This window comes from Paenibacillus sp. JJ-223 (genome assembly GCF_927798175.1).
Taxonomy (GTDB): domain Bacteria; phylum Bacillota; class Bacilli; order Paenibacillales; family Paenibacillaceae; genus Paenibacillus; species Paenibacillus hubeiensis.
Genome location: NZ_CAKMMP010000010.1, coordinates 92,032 through 110,018, shown reverse-complemented (window position 1 = coordinate 110,018; position 17,987 = coordinate 92,032). Strand labels below are relative to the sequence as shown.

Here is a 17,987-nt window from a genome sequence, read left to right as displayed (position 1 = left end):
CATCCCCTGACAGCACCGGATTGAAACATTTCAGGCATTGCCGGGTTTTCCCGGGAAATGTTTCGCAGGGTGGAATCAAGGGATAGTATACCGTACTTTGCGGAGTCCCCGTCCATGATTTTTGACACATATCAAAAAGGCATGACCCCTAACAAGCTTTCAGGTCATGCCCAGCCTTGATTATTAAAACTCTTCCTGCGAATGCACATGCTCCGCAATCAGCTTCTGCTTCATGTTCCACGCCGCAGGGCTGATGTTCACGCGATAAATTTCCGGATTGAGTTTGCGCAAATATTCCGGCCAGAACAGGTCAAGCTGTTCTTCATGATATCTGCGAATGTCATCCAGCGTAGGCAGTTCATAAACCTGCTGTCCATCCACGAAGATGGGCTCCAGCATGTTGACCGCTTCATAGCGGGTTACCGTCTTTTTCAGATAAGGGTGAAGTGGATTGAACAGTTTGAGCGGCCCGCCCTGAACCGGCTGTTCTTCTCCAGGATAACAAATGTAGTCGGCAATGGCTTTGCCATGCTTCGGGTCGACGATTCGAAAAACTTCCTTTTTCCCCGGCGTCGATACTTTTTCCGGATTTGCGGATATTTTGATCGTCGGCAGCATGCCGCCTTCCACTTCACGCTCCACCAACTTGTATACACCGCCGAGCGAAGGCTGATCCGAAGCCGTGATCAACTGCGTACCCACACCCCATGTGTCGATACGCGCGCCCTGAGCCTTCAGGTTAAAGATCGTGTTCTCATCCAGATCGTTGGAAGCCACGATTTTTACGTAGTCCAATCCAGCCTCATCCAGCATCTGTCTGGCTTGAATCGACAAATAAGCAAGGTCTCCGCTATCAAGACGAATGGCGTTCATGCGTTTGCCTTGGCTTTCAAGCATTTTGGCCGTCTTGATCGCATGAGGCACACCGCTGTTCAATGTATCGAATGTATCTACCAGCAGCGTGACTTGATCGGGCATGACTTTGGCATACACATCAAAAGCTTCCTGCTCGCTCATGAACGTTTGCACCCAGGAATGGGCATGCGTTCCCGCCGTCGGGATACCGAAGCGCTCTCCCGCCAACATGTTGGACGTGGCATGAAAGCCGGCAATATATGAAGCACGCGCTCCCCAAATGGCCGCATCCGCCTCCTGTGCCCTGCGCGTGCCGAACTCCAGGAGAGTGTCCTGATTCGCCACCCGTTTGATCCGGGATGCCTTGGTCGCAATCAATGTCTGATAATTCATGAAATTAAGGATGGCCGTCTCCACCAACTGTGCCTCCATAATGGAGCCCTCGACCCGAATCAACGGTTCGTCGGGGAAAACCAATGCTCCTTCTTTCATGGAATGAATGGTTCCCTTGAATGAAAACTGAAGCAGTTCCTCAAGAAAGCCCGGATCGTAGTTTTCCTGTTGTTTGGATAAATATTCGATGTCCTCCATCGTAAAGCGAAGCTGGCTGATATAATTCACAATGCGTTCCAATCCGGCAAATACGGCATAACCGTTTCCGAAAGGAAGCTTGCGGAAGTATGCTTCGAACACCGCCTTCCGTTTGTGAGTTCCATTGACCCAGTGCGCATACATCATGTTGATTTGATACTTATCCGTGTGTAACGCCAGGCTAGTCTGCATTTGTCTCATCCTTTCCGACTTCCGCTCATGTCCATGGATCCTGTCCACAGTCACGGGTCATCATGGTGGAGACTCTATCCTGTTGCTGTATGTCCAAACAACAATCGAGTCTCCGCTAACATGGTTTGTTTTAAATCAAATCATTGGCCCTGTCATCGTTTCTGACATGCACGCCGGCTCATGCTTCATTCATTGGCTGCCAATACCGTCTCTCGCGCTTGAATGACCTGAGCCCCAAGGCTGGAACGGAAATGTCCGAGCGCCCACTCATGTCCCCCAGGGTTGAAGCTGGCCACGGCGTCCTCAAATACCGTAATGTGAAATCCTTTGTTATAGGCGTCCACGGCCGTATGAAGCACGCATATGTCCGTACATACACCAATCAGGGCAATGTCCGTAATTCCTCGTTCCCTCAGCTTTAACTCAAGATCGGTGCCGCAAAAAGCGCTATATCTCGTTTTGTCCATCCATCGGATTTCCGACTTGTACTGTTCCATGACCTCTGCAAGGCGTCCATACAACTCCCGTCCTTTCGAACCGCGGATATTGTGCGGCGGAAACAACGCCGTCTCCGGATGATATGGATCATTCTGTTCATGCAAGTCAACGGCCATCACCACTTCATGACCATTCCGGCAATACGTCTCGGTCACTGCAGCGACAGTCTCAGCGATGTCCACGGCCGGCTGGCCTACGGGCAATGCTCCCGTCACAAAATCATGCGTGAAATCAATCACGATCAATGCTTTCATTCGTCCACACTCCCTTGGTTTGAGGTAGGTACATGAACTTCGTCATTGTGACCGTTTTTGCCAATTATGTGTAAATGGATAAACGCGGCACAAGCTCGGTGAACCGATACAGCTGCGCCGGACGCTGCGAATACTGATTCGAGCTTAGCAAATTGCCTTCCTCATCCCTGACCTCTTCGACGATGCCTTTGCGACTGCGCGTCGATGTGATTTTGCGAATGAAGTTGGGCTCTTCGAAATCCGGTACGACGCTCTGGATCACCTGATACAGTTCGCTAAGCGTAAATTCGCGGGGCAGGAATTGCCTTGCAATGGTCGTTTCCAGCATCTGCTGCTGAATCCGGTGATACGCATCCTCAATAATGGTCCGGTGATCGAAACCAAGCTCCAGCTCATGCAATGCCTCCTGAATCGTAAACAGGCCTACCTCCTCGGCATCATCGGCCGCCTGGCGGTGTTCCAGCATCCATTCCTCGACCAATGCGAAAAATGCATGGGAGATAATCCAGCCCCTCGGATCCCGACCCGGCTGGCTGTACACATTCAAGTATTCCAGGTGACCGCCGTCGACGCCGGTCTCTTCCATCAATTCCCGCTTGGCGGCGTCATAGATGGATTCATTCTCCTGGCAAAACCCTCCTGGAAGTGCCCATCTGCCGGCAAAAGGCCAACCTTTGCGTTTGATGAGCATCACTTTCAATTCCCGAATCGGCAACGTTTTGGTTACCGTTCTGCGTTCCCGCTTGGTCAAGGTAAACATGACGATATCTGCGGGCACGCCGTCCGGGGTACGATATTTTTTGGAACTATAGGCACGCGCCATTTCTTCATCGTTCTCAGCATTGAAGTGTTCGTTGTTTTCGCTCATGGGCACCACCGACTATTTTCATTTTGATAATTTCATTATGACATAGTAATACCGTTTGTCAACCATTTGATTGCTGATCGGGCTTTTTCGTACGCGCGACGCGAAACGTTGCGGTAGCCATGCACCCGAGCGTACCGGCTTGGTCATGGATTTCCGCCTGGGTTGTAATGCTTCGCCCTGCTTGATGCAATACGGTTGCCGTAACCGTCAGCTCCCCCTGATGCATGGGTGCCAGAAAGTGCACGTTCAGGTTGGTTGTGACGCAGCTGTCCACGTCCATCGCCGCAGTAGCTACCATCCCCATCGCCTGATCCATCAAAGAGGTCAGCACGCCTCCATGGATGATGCCCATGGAATTGGTATGCTGCTCGCCGGCCGTCAGCGCGATCTGTACTTCGCTTTGACTCCCTTTTATATAACGGCAGCCCAGGAATCCCCAGAACCGGCCGCTGCCTTCCTCCACCATTTTATCCAAAATGCTCATATTTGATTTCTCCTTCATAGCACCTTCGTCTGTTCATTCTTGATGCATTCGTTTTCCGATATGAACAAAAAGGCACGGACCGCGTCCGCACCCTTTCCATTTTTTAACCGCAGCTGCTCGGCGGCGAGTCCGTGCCTGCCTCCACATTGACTTTCTCGGAAACGGTATCCCGGATCACGGAAACGACCAGCTGCAGCAAATAGTTGATGTCGCTTTGGCTTTGCTGGAATTCGTTGACCAACGGAATACTATCCAGCTCATCCTGAAGCTCTTCGATCTCCTGCTCGATTTTGCTCACCATGGCCGCATTTTTGAAACTTTCGAAGGCTACGATTTCCTTCTGTTTTTTCTTGATGTTGGCGATCAGTTGCTGAATGCGTTCATGGTTTTGGATTTTGGCTTCAGCCTGCTGGAATTGCTTCACTTCCTCGCTGGTTCCGATCATACTGGCCAACTCTTTGGCTTTTCTCATAATGTCGTCGCGTATGACCAGATCGCGCGTATCGTACGTCGGCATACCATAACGGTTATATTGCACTTGTTCTTGCGCCACTGTAATCGCTCCAATTCGTATGAGATGAGGCAAAATGAACGGTTCTTTCTCCCACCAGTCCGCTACGGTTACGGATCGTTCTTCCGATCGCTGTTGTCCCCGAATTTCTGAATCTATGTTGCTCAAGGTTGAAATTCGGTGACAAAGGCGAGCGCTCTCGCTTCCTCCGTCTCCTCCGCTGCGTGCGCTGGATTCCAACTTCAAACACGTTATTTTGCAGGGTGGTAATGTATATTTACTGATTCGCTGCAACCGGATCGGTGAGCAGGTTACCCCGGATATAGAACGTCATCGGGTCGGTGATTTCGACCTGCACAAACGTCCCGATCAGATCTTTTGAACCTTCGAAATGCACTAATTTGTTGCTGCGTGTGCGTCCAGCCAGTACGTTGGAGTTCCGTTTGCTCTCGCCTTCGACCAATACCTCAACCACTTTGCCGCGCTGCTTCTCGTTGCTGCGGTGGCTGTATTCGTTGATCGTTTCGTTCAAGCGTTTCAGGCGCTCCTTCTTGACTTCCATCGGCACATTGTCCTCCATTACCGCAGCCGGTGTTCCTTCGCGCGGAGAATAGATGAACGTATAAGCAAAATCATAACCTACTTCGCGCACGAGGGAAAGCGTGTCCTCGAACTGTTCGTCCGTTTCTCCAGGGAAACCGACGATAATGTCGGTGGTCAGCACCACATTCGGGATCGCTTTCTTGATTTTGTGAGCCAGGTTCAGATAGTGTTCCCGCGAATACTTGCGACTCATGCGTTTGAGCACTTCCGTGCTGCCGGACTGCACCGGAAGATGAATATGCTCGACCAGATTGCCCCCCTTGGCGAGAACTTCGATCAGATCGTCGTCAAAATCGCGCGGATGGCTTGTCGTAAAGCGAACGCGGGGAACGTCGATTTTGCGGATGTCGTCCATCAGGTTCGCGAAGCTGTAGTTTATATCGGTAAAGTCTTTGCCGTAAGCATTGACGTTCTGCCCCAACAACGTAATTTCCTTGAAGCCCTGCCTTGCCAGGTCACGCACCTCGGCAATGACGTCTTCCGGTCTGCGGCTTCTTTCCTTGCCGCGCGTATACGGAACGATGCAATACGTACAGAACTTGTCGCAACCATACATGATGTTGACCCATGCTCGCATGCCTTCCCGTTTTTTCGGCAGGTTTTCGATGATATCGCCCTCTTTGGACCAAACCTCAACGACCATTTCCTTGCTGAACAGCGCTTCCTGAATCAGATGAGGCAAACGGTGCACGTTATGCGTACCAAAGATCATGTCCACAAAACCATGCTTTTGCATGATGCGGTTAACGACGCCTTCCTCCTGGGACATGCAGCCGCACACCCCAAGCAGCAAGCCTGGACGTTCGGTTTTCAACGTTTTGAGATGACCGAGCTCGCCAAACACCTTGTCCTCCGCATTTTCGCGAATCGCACATGTGTTCAGCAGGATGATGTCGGCTTCCTTGCGATCTTCCGTAGCCTGGTAACCCATGGATTCGAGCAGACCTTTAATCGTCTCCGAATCATGCTCGTTCATCTGGCATCCATAGGTGTAAACGATATAATGTTTGCCTTCGCCGATATGCTTCAATTCATCCGGGACGGCATTGTCGTAAAGTACCTGGATGTCTTCCTTTCCCCGCTGTTTCTCCTGACGATGATTCGGTTCGGACTTGATCGTAATGTCCCGGCCGCGAATCCGAATTTTTTTACTGAATTCATCTTGTGAAATTACTTTGGCATCGGAGAAATCAAAATATCGGGAGTAATCCTTTTTCGAATCTTTAGCCATGCCTGCGGTCACTCCTTACAGCCTCTATTCATATTCATTAAAATCCGTTATACCATATGGATCGGTGTTCTTTGCACCCGTTATACAACAAAAGAGCATTACGTCAAATTATAACATGGTTTGGACCGCAGTTCCATACGCAAAGCCTGCCGCCTCTTGTATCGCTGAAACGTAACGCCTTATGTATGCAACGCCGAGTGATGGAGCAGTGGAACCTCGTTTGGTTGCGGCATCGGTCTTCCTATATGCAAAAACCCGAGCTATCCATAACATCGGTCTTCGACCGTACCATGGATGTGCTCAGGTTTTTGGACTTGGTATTACATTCTCCAAAAAGAGTGGATTGCCTTAAAGGAAACCAGTTCCCATTTGTATCGCGGCAGAGACTTCAACGAAATTCCAGCGAAAATTTCGTCGAAATAAACCACCGCTAATGTCCCCGAAATTCCTTAGTCGATGATTTCAGCAGTGTCGCCATTACGCGCGCCTGCCGCGTTTGCTTCATCGGTATCGATGTGCATGTCCAATGCAAAGGAGTCGGATACGCGTGCCACTACATTTTCCAACACGAGGCCGCGTTCGCCGCTCAAGCGCACTTTCAGCATTTGTTTGTCTTGAATGCCCCATTTTTCCGCATCGGAAGTGTGGAAGTGGATATGGCGGGCAGCAACGATGACGCCTTTGTCGATGGTTACTTCGCCGGCAGGGCCTTTGATGGTTATTCCCGGAGTTCCTTCAATGTTTCCGGACTCGCGTACAGGGGCTTTAACGCCGATCGCAAAGGAATCCGTCATGGAGATTTCCAATTGGGTTTCCGGGCGAACAGGCCCGAGGATGCGGACTTTATCGAACTGTCCTTTCGAACCGATTACCGCTACTGTTTCGTTTGCGGCGTATTGGCCTGGTTGGGACAGAGGTTTGAACTCAGTCAGTTGATAACCTTTGCCGAACAAAATGTCGACATGCTCTTGGGATACGTGAATGTGGCGGGCGGATACGCCCACAGGTACTGTTTTACTCATTTGAAATTTCACTCCTTGTTTATCTCTGGCCTGAGGTCAGGCTCATAACAATCCTTTGGTATTATACCCCTTTTTGGCGTGAAATGAAAACGAACTGTTGAAAATTCATGAAATCCCCTTATTTTACCTGATTGGCGGCAGAAGAAGGCAATTGTTCATGCAAATAATTTATCGCATTATCCCACATCCAGCCTCGCACCACATGCTCGTCATAATGTTTCAGCAGCACTTCGATCCACTGCGGATATTTCCCCGAATGCTCCAAACCATGAATATATGTCGGTATTCCGTCAAAGTCGGACCCCATCATCAAATGCTGCGCTCCGCCCAAGGTGCATATCCGTTCGATATGCGGCAGCAGATCTTCCATGTGTACCTCATCCGCCTGTTTCACGAACCATGGCACAAACGTCAATCCCACCCGCCCATTCCGGGCCACAATGGCCCGAATTTGATCATCCTTCAAATTGCGGACATGGGGACACACCTCGTAGCTGTTCGAATGGGAAGCAATAAACGGACGCTTGCTCAGCTCGGTCAGTTCCCAGAACCCTTTTTCCGTCAAATGCGAAACATCCAGCAGCATGCCGATTTCATTGCAGCGCCCGACCAATGCCTTGCCTTTCTCGGTCAAACCCGCTCCTCGCTGCTCCATCACCCCGTCTGCCGCCCAATTGGCATAGTTCCAGGTCAGCCCTACGATTCGTATGCCCATCTCGTAACATAGCTGCAAGTAGAACAGGCTGCCTTCCAGGCCGTCCACACCCTCCAGCGTCAAAAGTCCCCATGGGTTCTCAAGCTTCCTGACATCAGCCACCTGTTCCCGCCATAACAGCGTTTGGATCCCCCGGCCTTGCCCATCGTTCCCATGAACCCGGTTTCTGTATAATTCGAGCTGACCCATAACGTGCTCAAACTTCCCCCGGCCCAATACTTCCGGCAAATAGATCGCAAACGCCTGCAAGCCGACGCCGCCTTCCTCCATACGCTGCACATTGACATCCAGCTCCGATGCATTTCGGAACGAAAGCTCGGGTTTCAACAACATTTTGCTCAAGGCATCACAATGAAAATCGGCGACACGCCATTCACGCATGAACGCTCCTCCTTTGGCCTGGAAATAAAAAATGGCATGCAAAAAAACCTGTCTACGACGTAAACAGGCTCCTTGCAGGAATCATGTATTATCTGGGCTCCACTATCAGCTTAATGGCCGTTCGGTCCTCACCGTCAATTACGATATCAGTAAAAGCTGGAATACAAATCAAGTCAACTCCACTTGGTGCTACGAATCCCCGGGCTATCGCTACCGCTTTAATGGCTTGATTCAATGCACCCGCCCCGATGGCCTGCAGTTCAGCATTTCCACGTTCACGAAGAACACCTGCAAGCGCACCGGCAACGGAATTGGGATTGGACTTTGCTGAAACTTTTAATACTTCCATGGTAAGTACCTCCCTGGGATTGTTGAATGTTTGTTTCCACTTACTAGATTTTATTCGCGGGAGGCAAAAAAATTCCTTCTTTTTAGACGAGGCTCGGAGAAAACGGGAACACCCCGCTACTCCATGCGCCACTCATCCTCGTTTAAACGAATTTTCTCGATTCGGGTTGCTTTGCCCGTGCTTTCGTCGATTTCCACAAACACGCCATGGAAGTGCCATTTGCCGTCATCCACCACAAAGCGTACCGGCAATTGGGTATAAAACTTGCGCAATACTGCCTGACGTTCCATGCCCAAGATGCCGTCACGCGGTCCAACCATGCCGGCATCCGTCAAATAAGCCGTTCCTCCCGGCAAAATGCGATCATCATTGCTTTGCACATGGGTGTGCGTTCCCACGACAAGCGAGACACGACCGTCCAAATGCCAGCCCATCGCAATTTTCTCCGAGGTCGCTTCTGCATGCATATCGACCAGAATACACTTGTGCTTCTGGCGAAGCTCGTCGACGATCTCGTCGGCGGTGCGGAACGGGCAATCCAGTGCGGGCAGAAACGTGCGCCCTTGCAGATTCACGATGGCCAATTCTTTGCCCTCGCCTTTGACCACGGTGTACCCTCTGCCTGGAGTGCCTGGAGGAAAGTTGGCAGGACGAATCATACGCGGCTCATCGTCGATGAACTCAAAAATGTCCTTGTTATCCCATGTGTGATTGCCCAGCGTTATGCCATGCACGCCCCAGTTAAAAAATTCGTTCGCAATCGCTCCGGTAATCCCGCGGCCTGCCGCCGCGTTCTCGCCATTGACGATGACGACATGCGGCTTGTACTTGTTTTTAAGGTAAGGCAGATTTTCTTTCAACGCTTTGCGCCCGACGTTTCCTACGATGTCACCGATAAAAAGAACTTTCAATGTATTGCCTCCTTCATTACTTACCATATCTGAATCCGGATTAAACATGTTATGCGCCAAAAGCAACGGTAACGTGCATAAATAAGAAAAGCGGCCACAATCGCGGCCACTTTTCGAAATGATCTATTTTGCGTATTCAACCGCCCGGGTTTCCCGGATCACGGTGACTTTGATGTGTCCCGGATAATCGAGCTCGTTCTCGATCATCTTGGTGATGTCACGTGCGAGGCGGAAAGCTTCCGCATCGTCGATTTTATCAGGCTGCACCATGACGCGAACTTCGCGGCCGGCCTGAATGGCATACGATTTCTCGACACCTTCGAACGATTCCGAAATTTCTTCCAGCTTCTCCAGTCGTTTGATATACGTTTCCAGTGTTTCGCGGCGTGCGCCTGGTCTTGCTGCGGATAAGGCATCTGCTGCTCCAACCAGCATGGCAATAACCGAAGTTGCCTCGCAATCCCCATGATGGGAAGCGATGCTGTTGATGACAACAGGGTGCTCCTTGTATTTCTTCGCCAGTTCCACGCCGATTTCGACGTGTGATCCTTCCACTTCGTGATCCAGCGCTTTACCGATATCATGCAATAATCCGGCACGTCTTGCCAGCGTAACATCTTCTCCAAGCTCGCCAGCCATCAATCCAGCCAAGTAGGCGACTTCCATTGAATGTTTCAAGACGTTCTGACCATAGCTTGTACGGAATTTCAATCTGCCCAAAATTTTGATCAAATCCGGATGCAGACCGTGTACGCCCACCTCGAACGTAGCTTGCTCACCGTATTCACGGATACGCTCATCCACTTCTTTGCGGGATTTCTCCACCATCTCTTCAATGCGTGCCGGATGAATACGTCCGTCTGCCACCAGTTTCTCCAGGGCTGTACGGGCAATTTCACGGCGAATCGGGTCAAAGCCCGACAGAATGACTGCTTCTGGCGTATCATCGATAATGAGGTCAATCCCGGTAAGGGTTTCTAGTGCACGGATGTTTCGTCCTTCACGACCGATAATCCGGCCTTTCATCTCTTCATTCGGAAGCGTTACAACAGATACCGTCGTTTCTGCCACGTGATCTGCCGCGCAACGCTGGATGGCCAGGGTAATAATTTCGCGGGATTTTTTGTCCGCCTCTTCCTTCGCCTGCTGTTCAATGTCCTTGATCATCTGAGCCGTCTCATGACGGACTTCCTGCTCTACGTTGGACAGTATGATACTGCGTGCGTCTTCCATGGTGAGGTTGGAGATACGCTCCAGCTCCGTAACCTGGCTTTTGTAAATCATTTCAATTTGCTGCTGTGTCTCATCAATGCGTTTCTCTTTGTTAGCCACTTGCTCTTCTTTACGTTCGAGTGATTCCATCTTTTTATCCAGCGACTCTTCTTTTTGCAACAATCGTCTTTCTTGTCGTTGAATTTCATTTCGACGTTCACGAGTGTCTTTTTCAGCTTCGGCGCGAATGCGATGGATTTCGTCTTTTGCTTCCAGCACCGTCTCTTTTTTCAGCGCCTCTGCCTCTTTTTTCGCATTTTCAACGATTTGTACGGCAGCTTGTTCCGCACTGGAAATTTTGGCCTCTGCAAGAGATTTGCGAATAAAATATCCGACTCCGAACCCAATGAATAGCGCGGCTACAACGAGAACGATCGTGATTATCATACTGTTCACCTCCTCGTTGGTTCCTCCAAGGCATTCCTTGGGTCTTTTTTCTGTTTTCAAACCTCGCATATTTTGGGAATACGAATACTCACGGCGATCCCCCGCCGATTTTCATTTCAAGTGTACATGTTTCCACGTACTATCCGCCTTCTCAAGCGAACCATAGTCAATGAATGGTTGAAAGTCCTGGAAATCGGAAACCGCTTTTTTGGAAGGAAAAAGGGTTACCCAATTCTTACAGACTCATGTCCATTTTAGTATTTGACGAAATAAATTGTCAAGAGAATGCAACCTGGCACATCGTCCTGTTAATCCCATAACCAACTTTCATGCTCTTCGTTGTCCGTCTCGCCATCTTCCTCGATCAGAACATTCACCGCACGACGAACCATATCCATGGGAAATCCGCGGCGAACCAGAAAGGGAAATGTTTTACGTTTTTTTTCGGAAATGTCACCTTTAACCTGCTTCCACTTTTTTCGACCTGCTAGCAGGGCAGTTTCAAACTCATCGTGCGCGCTAACTTCTTGCAAAGCCTCGGCAATGAGATCATTGGATACGCCTTTTTGGCGCAGTTCCTGCCTTATCCACAGTTTTCCCTTCCGCTGGCCTGTCATACGCTGTCTCGTCCATTCCTTTGCAAACCACTGATCATCAACGAGTTTCTCCCGCTCCAGCTGATCCAGCACATCTTCAATCAATGTTACCTCAAACTGTTTTTGTTGAAGCTTCTGGGCCAATTCTCGCCGGGTCCGCTGCTTATGTTCAAGATATCGCAATGACTGCACATAGATGCGCTGGCGCTCGTCCGCCACAACGATTTTTTCCAAATCCCGCTTCACAAACGTATTCCCTTTGGTCATGCGATACTTGATCATAACGTCTTCCAGTACGGTTAATGAGTACGTCCCAAAAGTGATGCGATACCGTGCTTCCCGGCTCTTCAGCCTGTCCACGCGTGTAATTACGAGTTCCTCGTTATCCGGAAAATCGGCGATCCCCTCCGGTTCATGTTCCGCTTCCCACTGTTCTTTCTCTGTGTTGTCCATGCGCTCTCCCTTCTACCTTCCTTCAAAACGCCCTTCCCAGACTCCTTAAAAAAGTGCAATTTCAAAGCCACTATAATATCAGGCAAAAAACTAACTCCACATGTGAACTTTATGGATATCAATAACATACCATGAACTGCGGTATGCATGCTAACAGCCCCTGTCCAATGATTGGACAGGGGCTGTTAAAACAGTACGATGAATTCAAACGCCTATTTTCACTTCGGTCATCCGCGAGAAAGGACAAGACTACTCGTTCAGTTCAAACAATTCCTGTTCTTCTTCCTCTTCCTCTTTCAATTGTTCATTGGTCGGAGCCGGAACTACCGTTGTCAAATTGCTTGCTTCACGGATTTTTTGCTCAATAACGTTAGAAATTTCGGTGTGCTCTTTAATGAACTGCTTGGCATTCTCGCGCCCTTGTCCAAGGCGTTCACCTTCGTAAGAATACCATGCACCACTCTTATTCACGATATCAAGCTCTGTAGCGATATCAATGAGACTTCCCTCTCTGGAAATACCTTCGCCGTACATGATATCCACTTCAGCCTGTTTGAATGGAGGGGCCACTTTATTTTTAACAACTTTGATACGCGTACGGTTACCGATGATATCGTTACCTGACTTGATGCTTTCTACGCGACGTACGTCCAGACGTACTGTAGAATAGAATTTCAAGGCCCGTCCACCTGGGGTCGTTTCAGGGTTACCGAACATGACGCCTACTTTTTCACGAAGCTGGTTGATAAAGATCGCGATCGTTTTCGATTTGCTGATGGCACCCGAAAGCTTACGAAGCGCCTGGGACATCAAACGGGCTTGCAAACCAACGTGGGAGTCACCCATCTCACCTTCGATTTCAGCTTTTGGTACCAATGCGGCAACCGAGTCTACAACGATGATGTCAACAGCACCGCTGCGAACCAATGCTTCTGCAATCTCCAACGCCTGTTCACCCGTGTCCGGCTGGGAAAGAAGCAGTTCATCAATGTTTACGCCCAATTTGCTGGCATACAGCGGATCAAGCGCATGCTCTGCGTCGATAAATGCAGCTTGTCCACCCACTTTTTGCACCTCTGCAATGGCATGCAGGGCAACGGTTGTTTTACCGGAAGATTCCGGTCCATATATTTCAACAATACGGCCTTTCGGAAGGCCACCTGTTCCTAATGCAATATCAAGAGCCAAGGATCCACTGGGGATAATTTCCACTTGCATGTGAGTGGATTCTCCCAATTTCATGATGGAACCTTTACCAAATTGCTTCTCTATTTGACGGAGCGCCATATCAAGCGCGGCACGACGGTCTGACAATATGTTCACACCCTTTACTGTTTATACTATAATGATACCTTGTTTTAACACGTTTGCCAAGCATTTTTTCGAACATACATTCGTTTTTTTTACGATGGACGAGGCGCCTCTCCTCCATGAAGCCTATCAGCAAAACAGAAAAAAGAACCGCAAACGAGGCTGTAAAGCCTGATTGTGCGGTTCTTCCGTCTTTCTCCATTATACCGGTCCACGCTCACAAAGGCAATCACGAACGCCAAAATTAGTCCATATCGACCAATTTGCGCCACAGACGATACAATATAGCTTTGGCGGAACGAATCCGCACCGTCTCACGATTGCCGTTGATCCGCAGTTCATGGATTTCCGTTTCTTTGTCCCGCTGGGCCAGCCCGATGAACACAAGCCCCGGCGGTTTGCGCTCCGAATATCCAGGCCCGGCAACACCGGTCACCGACAGGCCAAAATCGGCGTCCCCGATCATCCGGACCTGCTCTGCCAAAACCTTGGCCACCTCGGGACTCACGGCTCCAGGGGCGTCTTCACCTTCCAAATAATTGTGCGGCACGTTCAAAAGCTTCTCTTTTAACTCATTGGAATAACACACGATGCCACCCTTCAAAATGGACGCGCTCCCCGGAATCGATGTCAGGCTCTGCATGACAAGGCCTCCCGTGCAGCTCTCCGCAGCACTAAGCGTCAGCCCCATGTCCGTCATCATTGTGACAATCGCATGTTCGATAGGCACATCCTCATTAGCGTAGAGATGCTCAGGCAGCCTTTCCCGGATTTGGACCTCCATCGCATCCAGCTTCACCTTTGCTTCGCCCTCGCTCGGCGCTTTCGTGGATACGCGGACTGTGACTTCGCCCTCGCTTGCGTAAGGGGCAATCGTCGGATCCGTTTGTCCATCAATCAGGTCCAGCAGCCGATCCTCCAGTGCGGACTCGCCAATTCCCGCAAATTTCAGCATGCGGGAATAAATCGGCATTTCGGTCGTCAGAACATGCTGGAACAGCCATGGCTTCACTTGTTGTTCAAACATCGGAATGAGCTCCTTCGGCGGCCCAGGCATGACGATATAATGTTTGCCCTGATCCGAAATGGCGTTTCCGGCAGCAAGGCCCGTCTCATTGGCCAGCGGCGTTCCACCTTCGATGACGATCGCTTGACGGCGGTTATTTTCGGTCATGTCCACATTGCGGTCCAGGAAAAACTTCTCGATTTTGTCCATGGACAAGCGGTCAATATGAAGCTGTCGTCCGAGTACGGCTGCCAGGGCATCCTTGGTCAAGTCATCCTGCGTAGGGCCGATACCTCCCGAGAACAGGATAACGTCGGCACGCCCTTGTGCAATCCGAATGGCCTCGCTGAGCCGGCCCAGATTATCCCCAACGACAGTTTGAAAATAGACATCGATCCCGATCGCAGCAAGCTCGCGGGAAAGGTATCTAGCATTCGTATTTACGATTTGCCCAAGCAAAAGCTCGGTTCCTACTGCTATGATTTCAGCCTTCATTGAACATCCTCCTGTACGTATCGCGAGTGATCAAAGGGCAATAGGATTTGTCCCTATTGCCCTTTGCGATGCATTCTGCCATTCATTACCCTTTTTCACCTGTAAAACGTTATACTTCAGACAACTTCAGCAAATTTTTATTTTTGATGAAATAGTCGATTCCGGACCAGATCGTAATCAATGCCGCTGCCCAGACTGCGATAACGTCCACATGAATCCCCAGGAAGAAGAATGGGAAGTTATTCAGCAGCAGCAGCACGATTGCCGCAATCTGCACGACGGTTTTCAATTTGCCCCACGCGCTGGCCGCTACGACCGAACCGTCCAGCAAAGCGATTTGGCGCAAACCGGTAACCGCAAATTCCCGGCTGATGATCACGACCGCAATCCAGGAATCCAGCTTGCCCATCTCGACCAGAGAAATCAGCACCGCGGTTACCAACAGCTTGTCCGCAAGCGGATCGAGCAATTTGCCAAGATTGGTAACCATATTGTTTTTCCGCGCCAGATATCCGTCAATGCCATCCGTGCTTGCCGCAATGATGAAGATGACCGCAGCAATCAATTGATTATAAGGAAGCGAGAAACTTCCGAGCTGCAACGGCTCCGGATAAAACGGAAAATCCACCAGCAGAAACACCATTAAAAAAGGGATTAAGCAAATACGTGCAAGCGTAATCCGGTTGGGTAAATTCACAAGACGCCCTCCCTCTCATCCTCCAAAACTCCAAACATGAACGCTAATCCCATCCATCATTTTGACTGTGCCGGCAATAAGGTGTATGTAAAAACGCAAAATAAAGCCAACCGTTCAAACGCAGGCACCGTTTTAAACGTATCGGCGACATCCGTAATGTACTGCTTTTCACAAAGTCAGCAAACGATGGTGACTGGGCTTATATGCTTGGTTGCCAGCAATGCACATTTAGTATAATATACGCCCATTGCAGTGTCAAAAAGAAGCCTTGGGTCGCTCACGTTGCAACAGCTGTTGCTTATTTGAGGTTGGTATACTGCAAATCCAACGGCAAGCTGGCTCCATTCAACAATTGAATGACAGCCTGCAAATCATTTTTGCTTTTTCCGGTTACCCGCAATTGGTCTCCCTGAATCTGGCTTTTCACTTTCAGTTTGGAATCGCGGATCAGCACATTGATTTTTTTGGCTGCTTCCTGATCGATTCCCTGCTTGAAGCTAAAACGTTGGCGGACCGTACCGGAGGAAGCAGGCTCCACTTTGCCGTAGTCGATGTTCTTGAGCGGAAGGCCCCGCTTCACCATTTTAGATTGAAGCACATCAATGACGGCCTTGAGCTTGACCTCATCGTCGGAAATGATCGTCAACGCGTCCTTGTCCAGCTTGAGGCTGCTTTTGCTGCCTTTGAAGTCATATCGTGTACTGATTTCCTTTTCGGCCTGTGTCACGGCATTGCTCAATTCCTGCAAGTCCATTTTGGACACGATATCAAAAGAATGTTCTGAACTCAAAACCGGTCACCTCTCAAATTAATCTATGTTCTGTGTAACATTATAGTGGATACCCCAAGCAAAAGTCTAATTTTTGAACATTCGATTTTAAAAAGAAAAAGGCATTTTCGGCACCCTCAGCGGAAGGATACTGCCAAAAATGCCTTGATCCTGAATCAACGATTAGTAACGGCTTCGGTTAGGTTGTCTAAACATGTCCAATACGCCTAAAAGGATATGGGCAAGCCCAAAACCCAATATACCATAACCCCATGCGCTGGGCGTCAAGTAATAGCCCAGCAGGCTGACGATGATTCCGAGCCCCGTAACGATCCAGCTGACCGTCATCGCTTTCCACCTGCCTTCACCAAAAGTTAATTGCAAAAGGAGACACCTTAGTGTCTCCTGCAGTCTTTTTGGCTATTCGTTGGCCGTATTGCCGTCGCTATTCGTTTCGGTTGTCGATCCCCCATCCGTCCCCGTGGACGTGGTGGAAGCATTCCCGCTACTCTGACCCAGTTTGAGGCGAATGCGGTTCGTCGCTTTTCCATCCGTTACGACTTGTCCGCCAACTTCGATGGTCGTTGCTGCGGCATAACCGGATTTGATGTACAAACCGGTGTCGTCCAAATTAAACGTAAACGTATCGCCGCTTGCGGTCATCCCGAATTGCAGCTTTTCTCCACTGGAGTTTTGACCCTTGTATACTTCAAGCCAGCTTTCACCCGTAGCCGTAATGCTCACCGTAACCGGTTTGCCGGCACTGTCCGCCACCTCGAAATTGGTGATATTCCCCGACTTGCCACTTTGAGTGACAGTTACGCCGGACGTTTCGCCAGCAGGCTCCTCATTCTGATTTTCATTCGTCGTTTGTTCTGGCGTTTGTTCTGGCGTATCCTCGGTGGATTGGCCGGTTCCTTCATCTGTATTCGGCTCAGACGTGGCATTGTCCACTTGTTCCGAACCTCCGCCATTGCCGCCTGCAGCCGCGTCGCCCTCATTGCTGCCAGGCTGCTCTGTCGAGGCCTGACCGTTATCGCTAGGCGTGGCATCAGGCTTATCATTCGGCGTATTCTGGCTATCGGTGATTTTGGTTGGATCCACTCCAGGATTCGTGCTGCCATCATCCTTATTCATGACGACGTAAACGTATAGAAGCACGATGATCAAAATCGGAAACGTCCACATCAAAGCAACGGACATCCATCGGTTGCTGCGCTCCGCCGGACGGCTTGAACGCTTCTGGATGACCGGTTCCATCGTGGCTTCCGGTTGTTCCGCAGGCACATCCTTTTTGTGCCCCTCCAGCAGCTCATCAGGATTCAGTCCCACCGTCTCCGCATATGTTTTGATGAAAGCACGAACATAAAAACTGCCGGGAAGAACCTTATAGTCCCCCGCTTCGATTGCCTCCAAATACCTTTTGCGAATTTTCGTCATTTCCTGTACGTCGTCGAGACTCATCCCTTTTTGCAGCCGGGCCTCTCTTAACTGCTGACCCAGTTCAGACATGCCATCTCCTCCTTATGTTTCTCT

The 17,987-nt window shown here is 49.9% G+C and carries 18 protein-coding genes; all 18 read right to left on the bottom strand.

Annotation, left to right across the window (positions count from 1 at the left end; genetic code table 11):
- Positions 1 to 183: 183 nt before the first annotated feature.
- The 18 genes from L6H98_RS18115 to L6H98_RS18030 all read right to left on the bottom strand — a co-directional run bounded on the left by L6H98_RS18115 (position 184) and on the right by L6H98_RS18030 (position 17,963).
- A complete protein-coding gene (locus L6H98_RS18115) occupies positions 184 to 1,638 on the bottom strand; it encodes a nicotinate phosphoribosyltransferase (RefSeq protein WP_236417181.1) in 1,455 nt (484 codons plus the stop codon).
- Between the two features lie 185 nt (positions 1,639 to 1,823).
- Positions 1,824 to 2,390: an isochorismatase family cysteine hydrolase gene (locus L6H98_RS18110; protein WP_236417179.1), complete on the bottom strand. Its 567-nt coding sequence runs from the start codon at positions 2,388 to 2,390 to the stop codon at positions 1,824 to 1,826.
- A gap of 64 nt (positions 2,391 to 2,454) precedes the next feature.
- Positions 2,455 to 3,258 (bottom strand): NUDIX domain-containing protein, encoded by an 804-nt coding sequence (locus L6H98_RS18105; RefSeq protein ID WP_236417178.1) that lies wholly within the window; start codon positions 3,256 to 3,258, stop codon positions 2,455 to 2,457.
- 58 nt (positions 3,259 to 3,316) lie between these two features.
- On the bottom strand, positions 3,317 to 3,742 hold the full coding sequence (locus tag L6H98_RS18100) for a PaaI family thioesterase (protein ID WP_236417175.1): 426 nt from the start codon (positions 3,740 to 3,742) through the stop codon (positions 3,317 to 3,319).
- Positions 3,743 to 3,845: 103 nt separating this feature from the next.
- On the bottom strand, positions 3,846 to 4,295 hold the full coding sequence (locus L6H98_RS18095; RefSeq protein WP_236417424.1) for a YlbF family regulator: 450 nt from the start codon (positions 4,293 to 4,295) through the stop codon (positions 3,846 to 3,848).
- A gap of 235 nt (positions 4,296 to 4,530) precedes the next feature.
- Positions 4,531 to 6,087, bottom strand: a complete 1,557-nt coding sequence (miaB, locus tag L6H98_RS18090) for a tRNA (N6-isopentenyl adenosine(37)-C2)-methylthiotransferase MiaB (protein WP_236417173.1) — start codon at positions 6,085 to 6,087, stop codon at positions 4,531 to 4,533.
- Between the two features lie 449 nt (positions 6,088 to 6,536).
- A complete protein-coding gene (locus tag L6H98_RS18085) occupies positions 6,537 to 7,109 on the bottom strand; it encodes a phosphate propanoyltransferase (protein ID WP_236417171.1) in 573 nt (190 codons plus the stop codon).
- Between the two features lie 118 nt (positions 7,110 to 7,227).
- On the bottom strand, positions 7,228 to 8,205 hold the full coding sequence (locus tag L6H98_RS18080; RefSeq protein ID WP_236417170.1) for a membrane dipeptidase: 978 nt from the start codon (positions 8,203 to 8,205) through the stop codon (positions 7,228 to 7,230).
- 88 nt (positions 8,206 to 8,293) lie between these two features.
- Positions 8,294 to 8,554: a stage V sporulation protein S gene (locus L6H98_RS18075; protein WP_019005392.1), complete on the bottom strand. Its 261-nt coding sequence runs from the start codon at positions 8,552 to 8,554 to the stop codon at positions 8,294 to 8,296.
- A 116-nt stretch (positions 8,555 to 8,670) separates the two neighbouring features.
- On the bottom strand, positions 8,671 to 9,465 hold the full coding sequence (locus tag L6H98_RS18070) for a TIGR00282 family metallophosphoesterase (RefSeq protein ID WP_236417168.1): 795 nt from the start codon (positions 9,463 to 9,465) through the stop codon (positions 8,671 to 8,673).
- 123 nt (positions 9,466 to 9,588) lie between these two features.
- Positions 9,589 to 11,124, bottom strand: a complete 1,536-nt coding sequence (rny, locus tag L6H98_RS18065) for a ribonuclease Y (RefSeq protein WP_236417166.1) — start codon at positions 11,122 to 11,124, stop codon at positions 9,589 to 9,591.
- A 308-nt stretch (positions 11,125 to 11,432) separates the two neighbouring features.
- Positions 11,433 to 12,173, bottom strand: coding sequence for a regulatory protein RecX (locus L6H98_RS18060; RefSeq protein ID WP_236417164.1), 741 nt, complete (start codon positions 12,171 to 12,173; stop codon positions 11,433 to 11,435).
- Positions 12,174 to 12,422: 249 nt separating this feature from the next.
- Complete coding sequence (gene recA / locus L6H98_RS18055; RefSeq protein WP_290371461.1) at positions 12,423 to 13,487, bottom strand: recombinase RecA; 1,065 nt, start codon at positions 13,485 to 13,487, stop codon at positions 12,423 to 12,425.
- A gap of 241 nt (positions 13,488 to 13,728) precedes the next feature.
- Positions 13,729 to 14,985 (bottom strand): competence/damage-inducible protein A, encoded by a 1,257-nt coding sequence (locus L6H98_RS18050; protein WP_236417162.1) that lies wholly within the window; start codon positions 14,983 to 14,985, stop codon positions 13,729 to 13,731.
- 109 nt (positions 14,986 to 15,094) lie between these two features.
- Entirely contained in the window at positions 15,095 to 15,682 is a 588-nt protein-coding gene (gene pgsA / locus L6H98_RS18045) for a CDP-diacylglycerol--glycerol-3-phosphate 3-phosphatidyltransferase (RefSeq protein ID WP_236417160.1), read from the bottom strand.
- A gap of 298 nt (positions 15,683 to 15,980) precedes the next feature.
- Positions 15,981 to 16,472 (bottom strand): YajQ family cyclic di-GMP-binding protein, encoded by a 492-nt coding sequence (locus L6H98_RS18040; RefSeq protein ID WP_236417158.1) that lies wholly within the window; start codon positions 16,470 to 16,472, stop codon positions 15,981 to 15,983.
- A 162-nt stretch (positions 16,473 to 16,634) separates the two neighbouring features.
- Complete coding sequence (locus L6H98_RS18035) at positions 16,635 to 16,799, bottom strand: hypothetical protein (protein WP_167666083.1); 165 nt, start codon at positions 16,797 to 16,799, stop codon at positions 16,635 to 16,637.
- Between the two features lie 72 nt (positions 16,800 to 16,871).
- On the bottom strand, positions 16,872 to 17,963 hold the full coding sequence (locus L6H98_RS18030) for a RodZ family helix-turn-helix domain-containing protein (RefSeq protein WP_236417156.1): 1,092 nt from the start codon (positions 17,961 to 17,963) through the stop codon (positions 16,872 to 16,874).
- Positions 17,964 to 17,987: the final 24 nt, after the last annotated feature.

Bases quoted from the DNA above. Each gene is read 5' to 3' on its own strand.
- L6H98_RS18115 (WP_236417181.1), bottom strand. From the start codon at position 1,638: ATGCAGACTAGCCTGGCGTTACACACGGATAAGTATCAAATCAACATG.
- L6H98_RS18110 (WP_236417179.1), bottom strand. From the start codon at position 2,390: ATGAAAGCATTGATCGTGATTGATTTCACGCATGATTTTGTGACGGGA.
- L6H98_RS18105 (WP_236417178.1), bottom strand. From the start codon at position 3,258: ATGAGCGAAAACAACGAACACTTCAATGCTGAGAACGATGAAGAAATG.
- L6H98_RS18100 (WP_236417175.1), bottom strand. From the start codon at position 3,742: ATGAGCATTTTGGATAAAATGGTGGAGGAAGGCAGCGGCCGGTTCTGG.
- miaB (WP_236417173.1), bottom strand. From the start codon at position 6,087: ATGGCTAAAGATTCGAAAAAGGATTACTCCCGATATTTTGATTTCTCC.
- L6H98_RS18085 (WP_236417171.1), bottom strand. From the start codon at position 7,109: ATGAGTAAAACAGTACCTGTGGGCGTATCCGCCCGCCACATTCACGTA.
- L6H98_RS18080 (WP_236417170.1), bottom strand. From the start codon at position 8,205: ATGCGTGAATGGCGTGTCGCCGATTTTCATTGTGATGCCTTGAGCAAA.
- L6H98_RS18075 (WP_019005392.1), bottom strand. From the start codon at position 8,554: ATGGAAGTATTAAAAGTTTCAGCAAAGTCCAATCCCAATTCCGTTGCC.
- rny (WP_236417166.1), bottom strand. From the start codon at position 11,124: ATGATAATCACGATCGTTCTCGTTGTAGCCGCGCTATTCATTGGGTTC.
- L6H98_RS18060 (WP_236417164.1), bottom strand. From the start codon at position 12,173: ATGGACAACACAGAGAAAGAACAGTGGGAAGCGGAACATGAACCGGAG.
- L6H98_RS18050 (WP_236417162.1), bottom strand. From the start codon at position 14,985: ATGAAGGCTGAAATCATAGCAGTAGGAACCGAGCTTTTGCTTGGGCAA.
- L6H98_RS18035 (WP_167666083.1), bottom strand. From the start codon at position 16,799: ATGACGGTCAGCTGGATCGTTACGGGGCTCGGAATCATCGTCAGCCTG.
- L6H98_RS18030 (WP_236417156.1), bottom strand. From the start codon at position 17,963: ATGTCTGAACTGGGTCAGCAGTTAAGAGAGGCCCGGCTGCAAAAAGGG.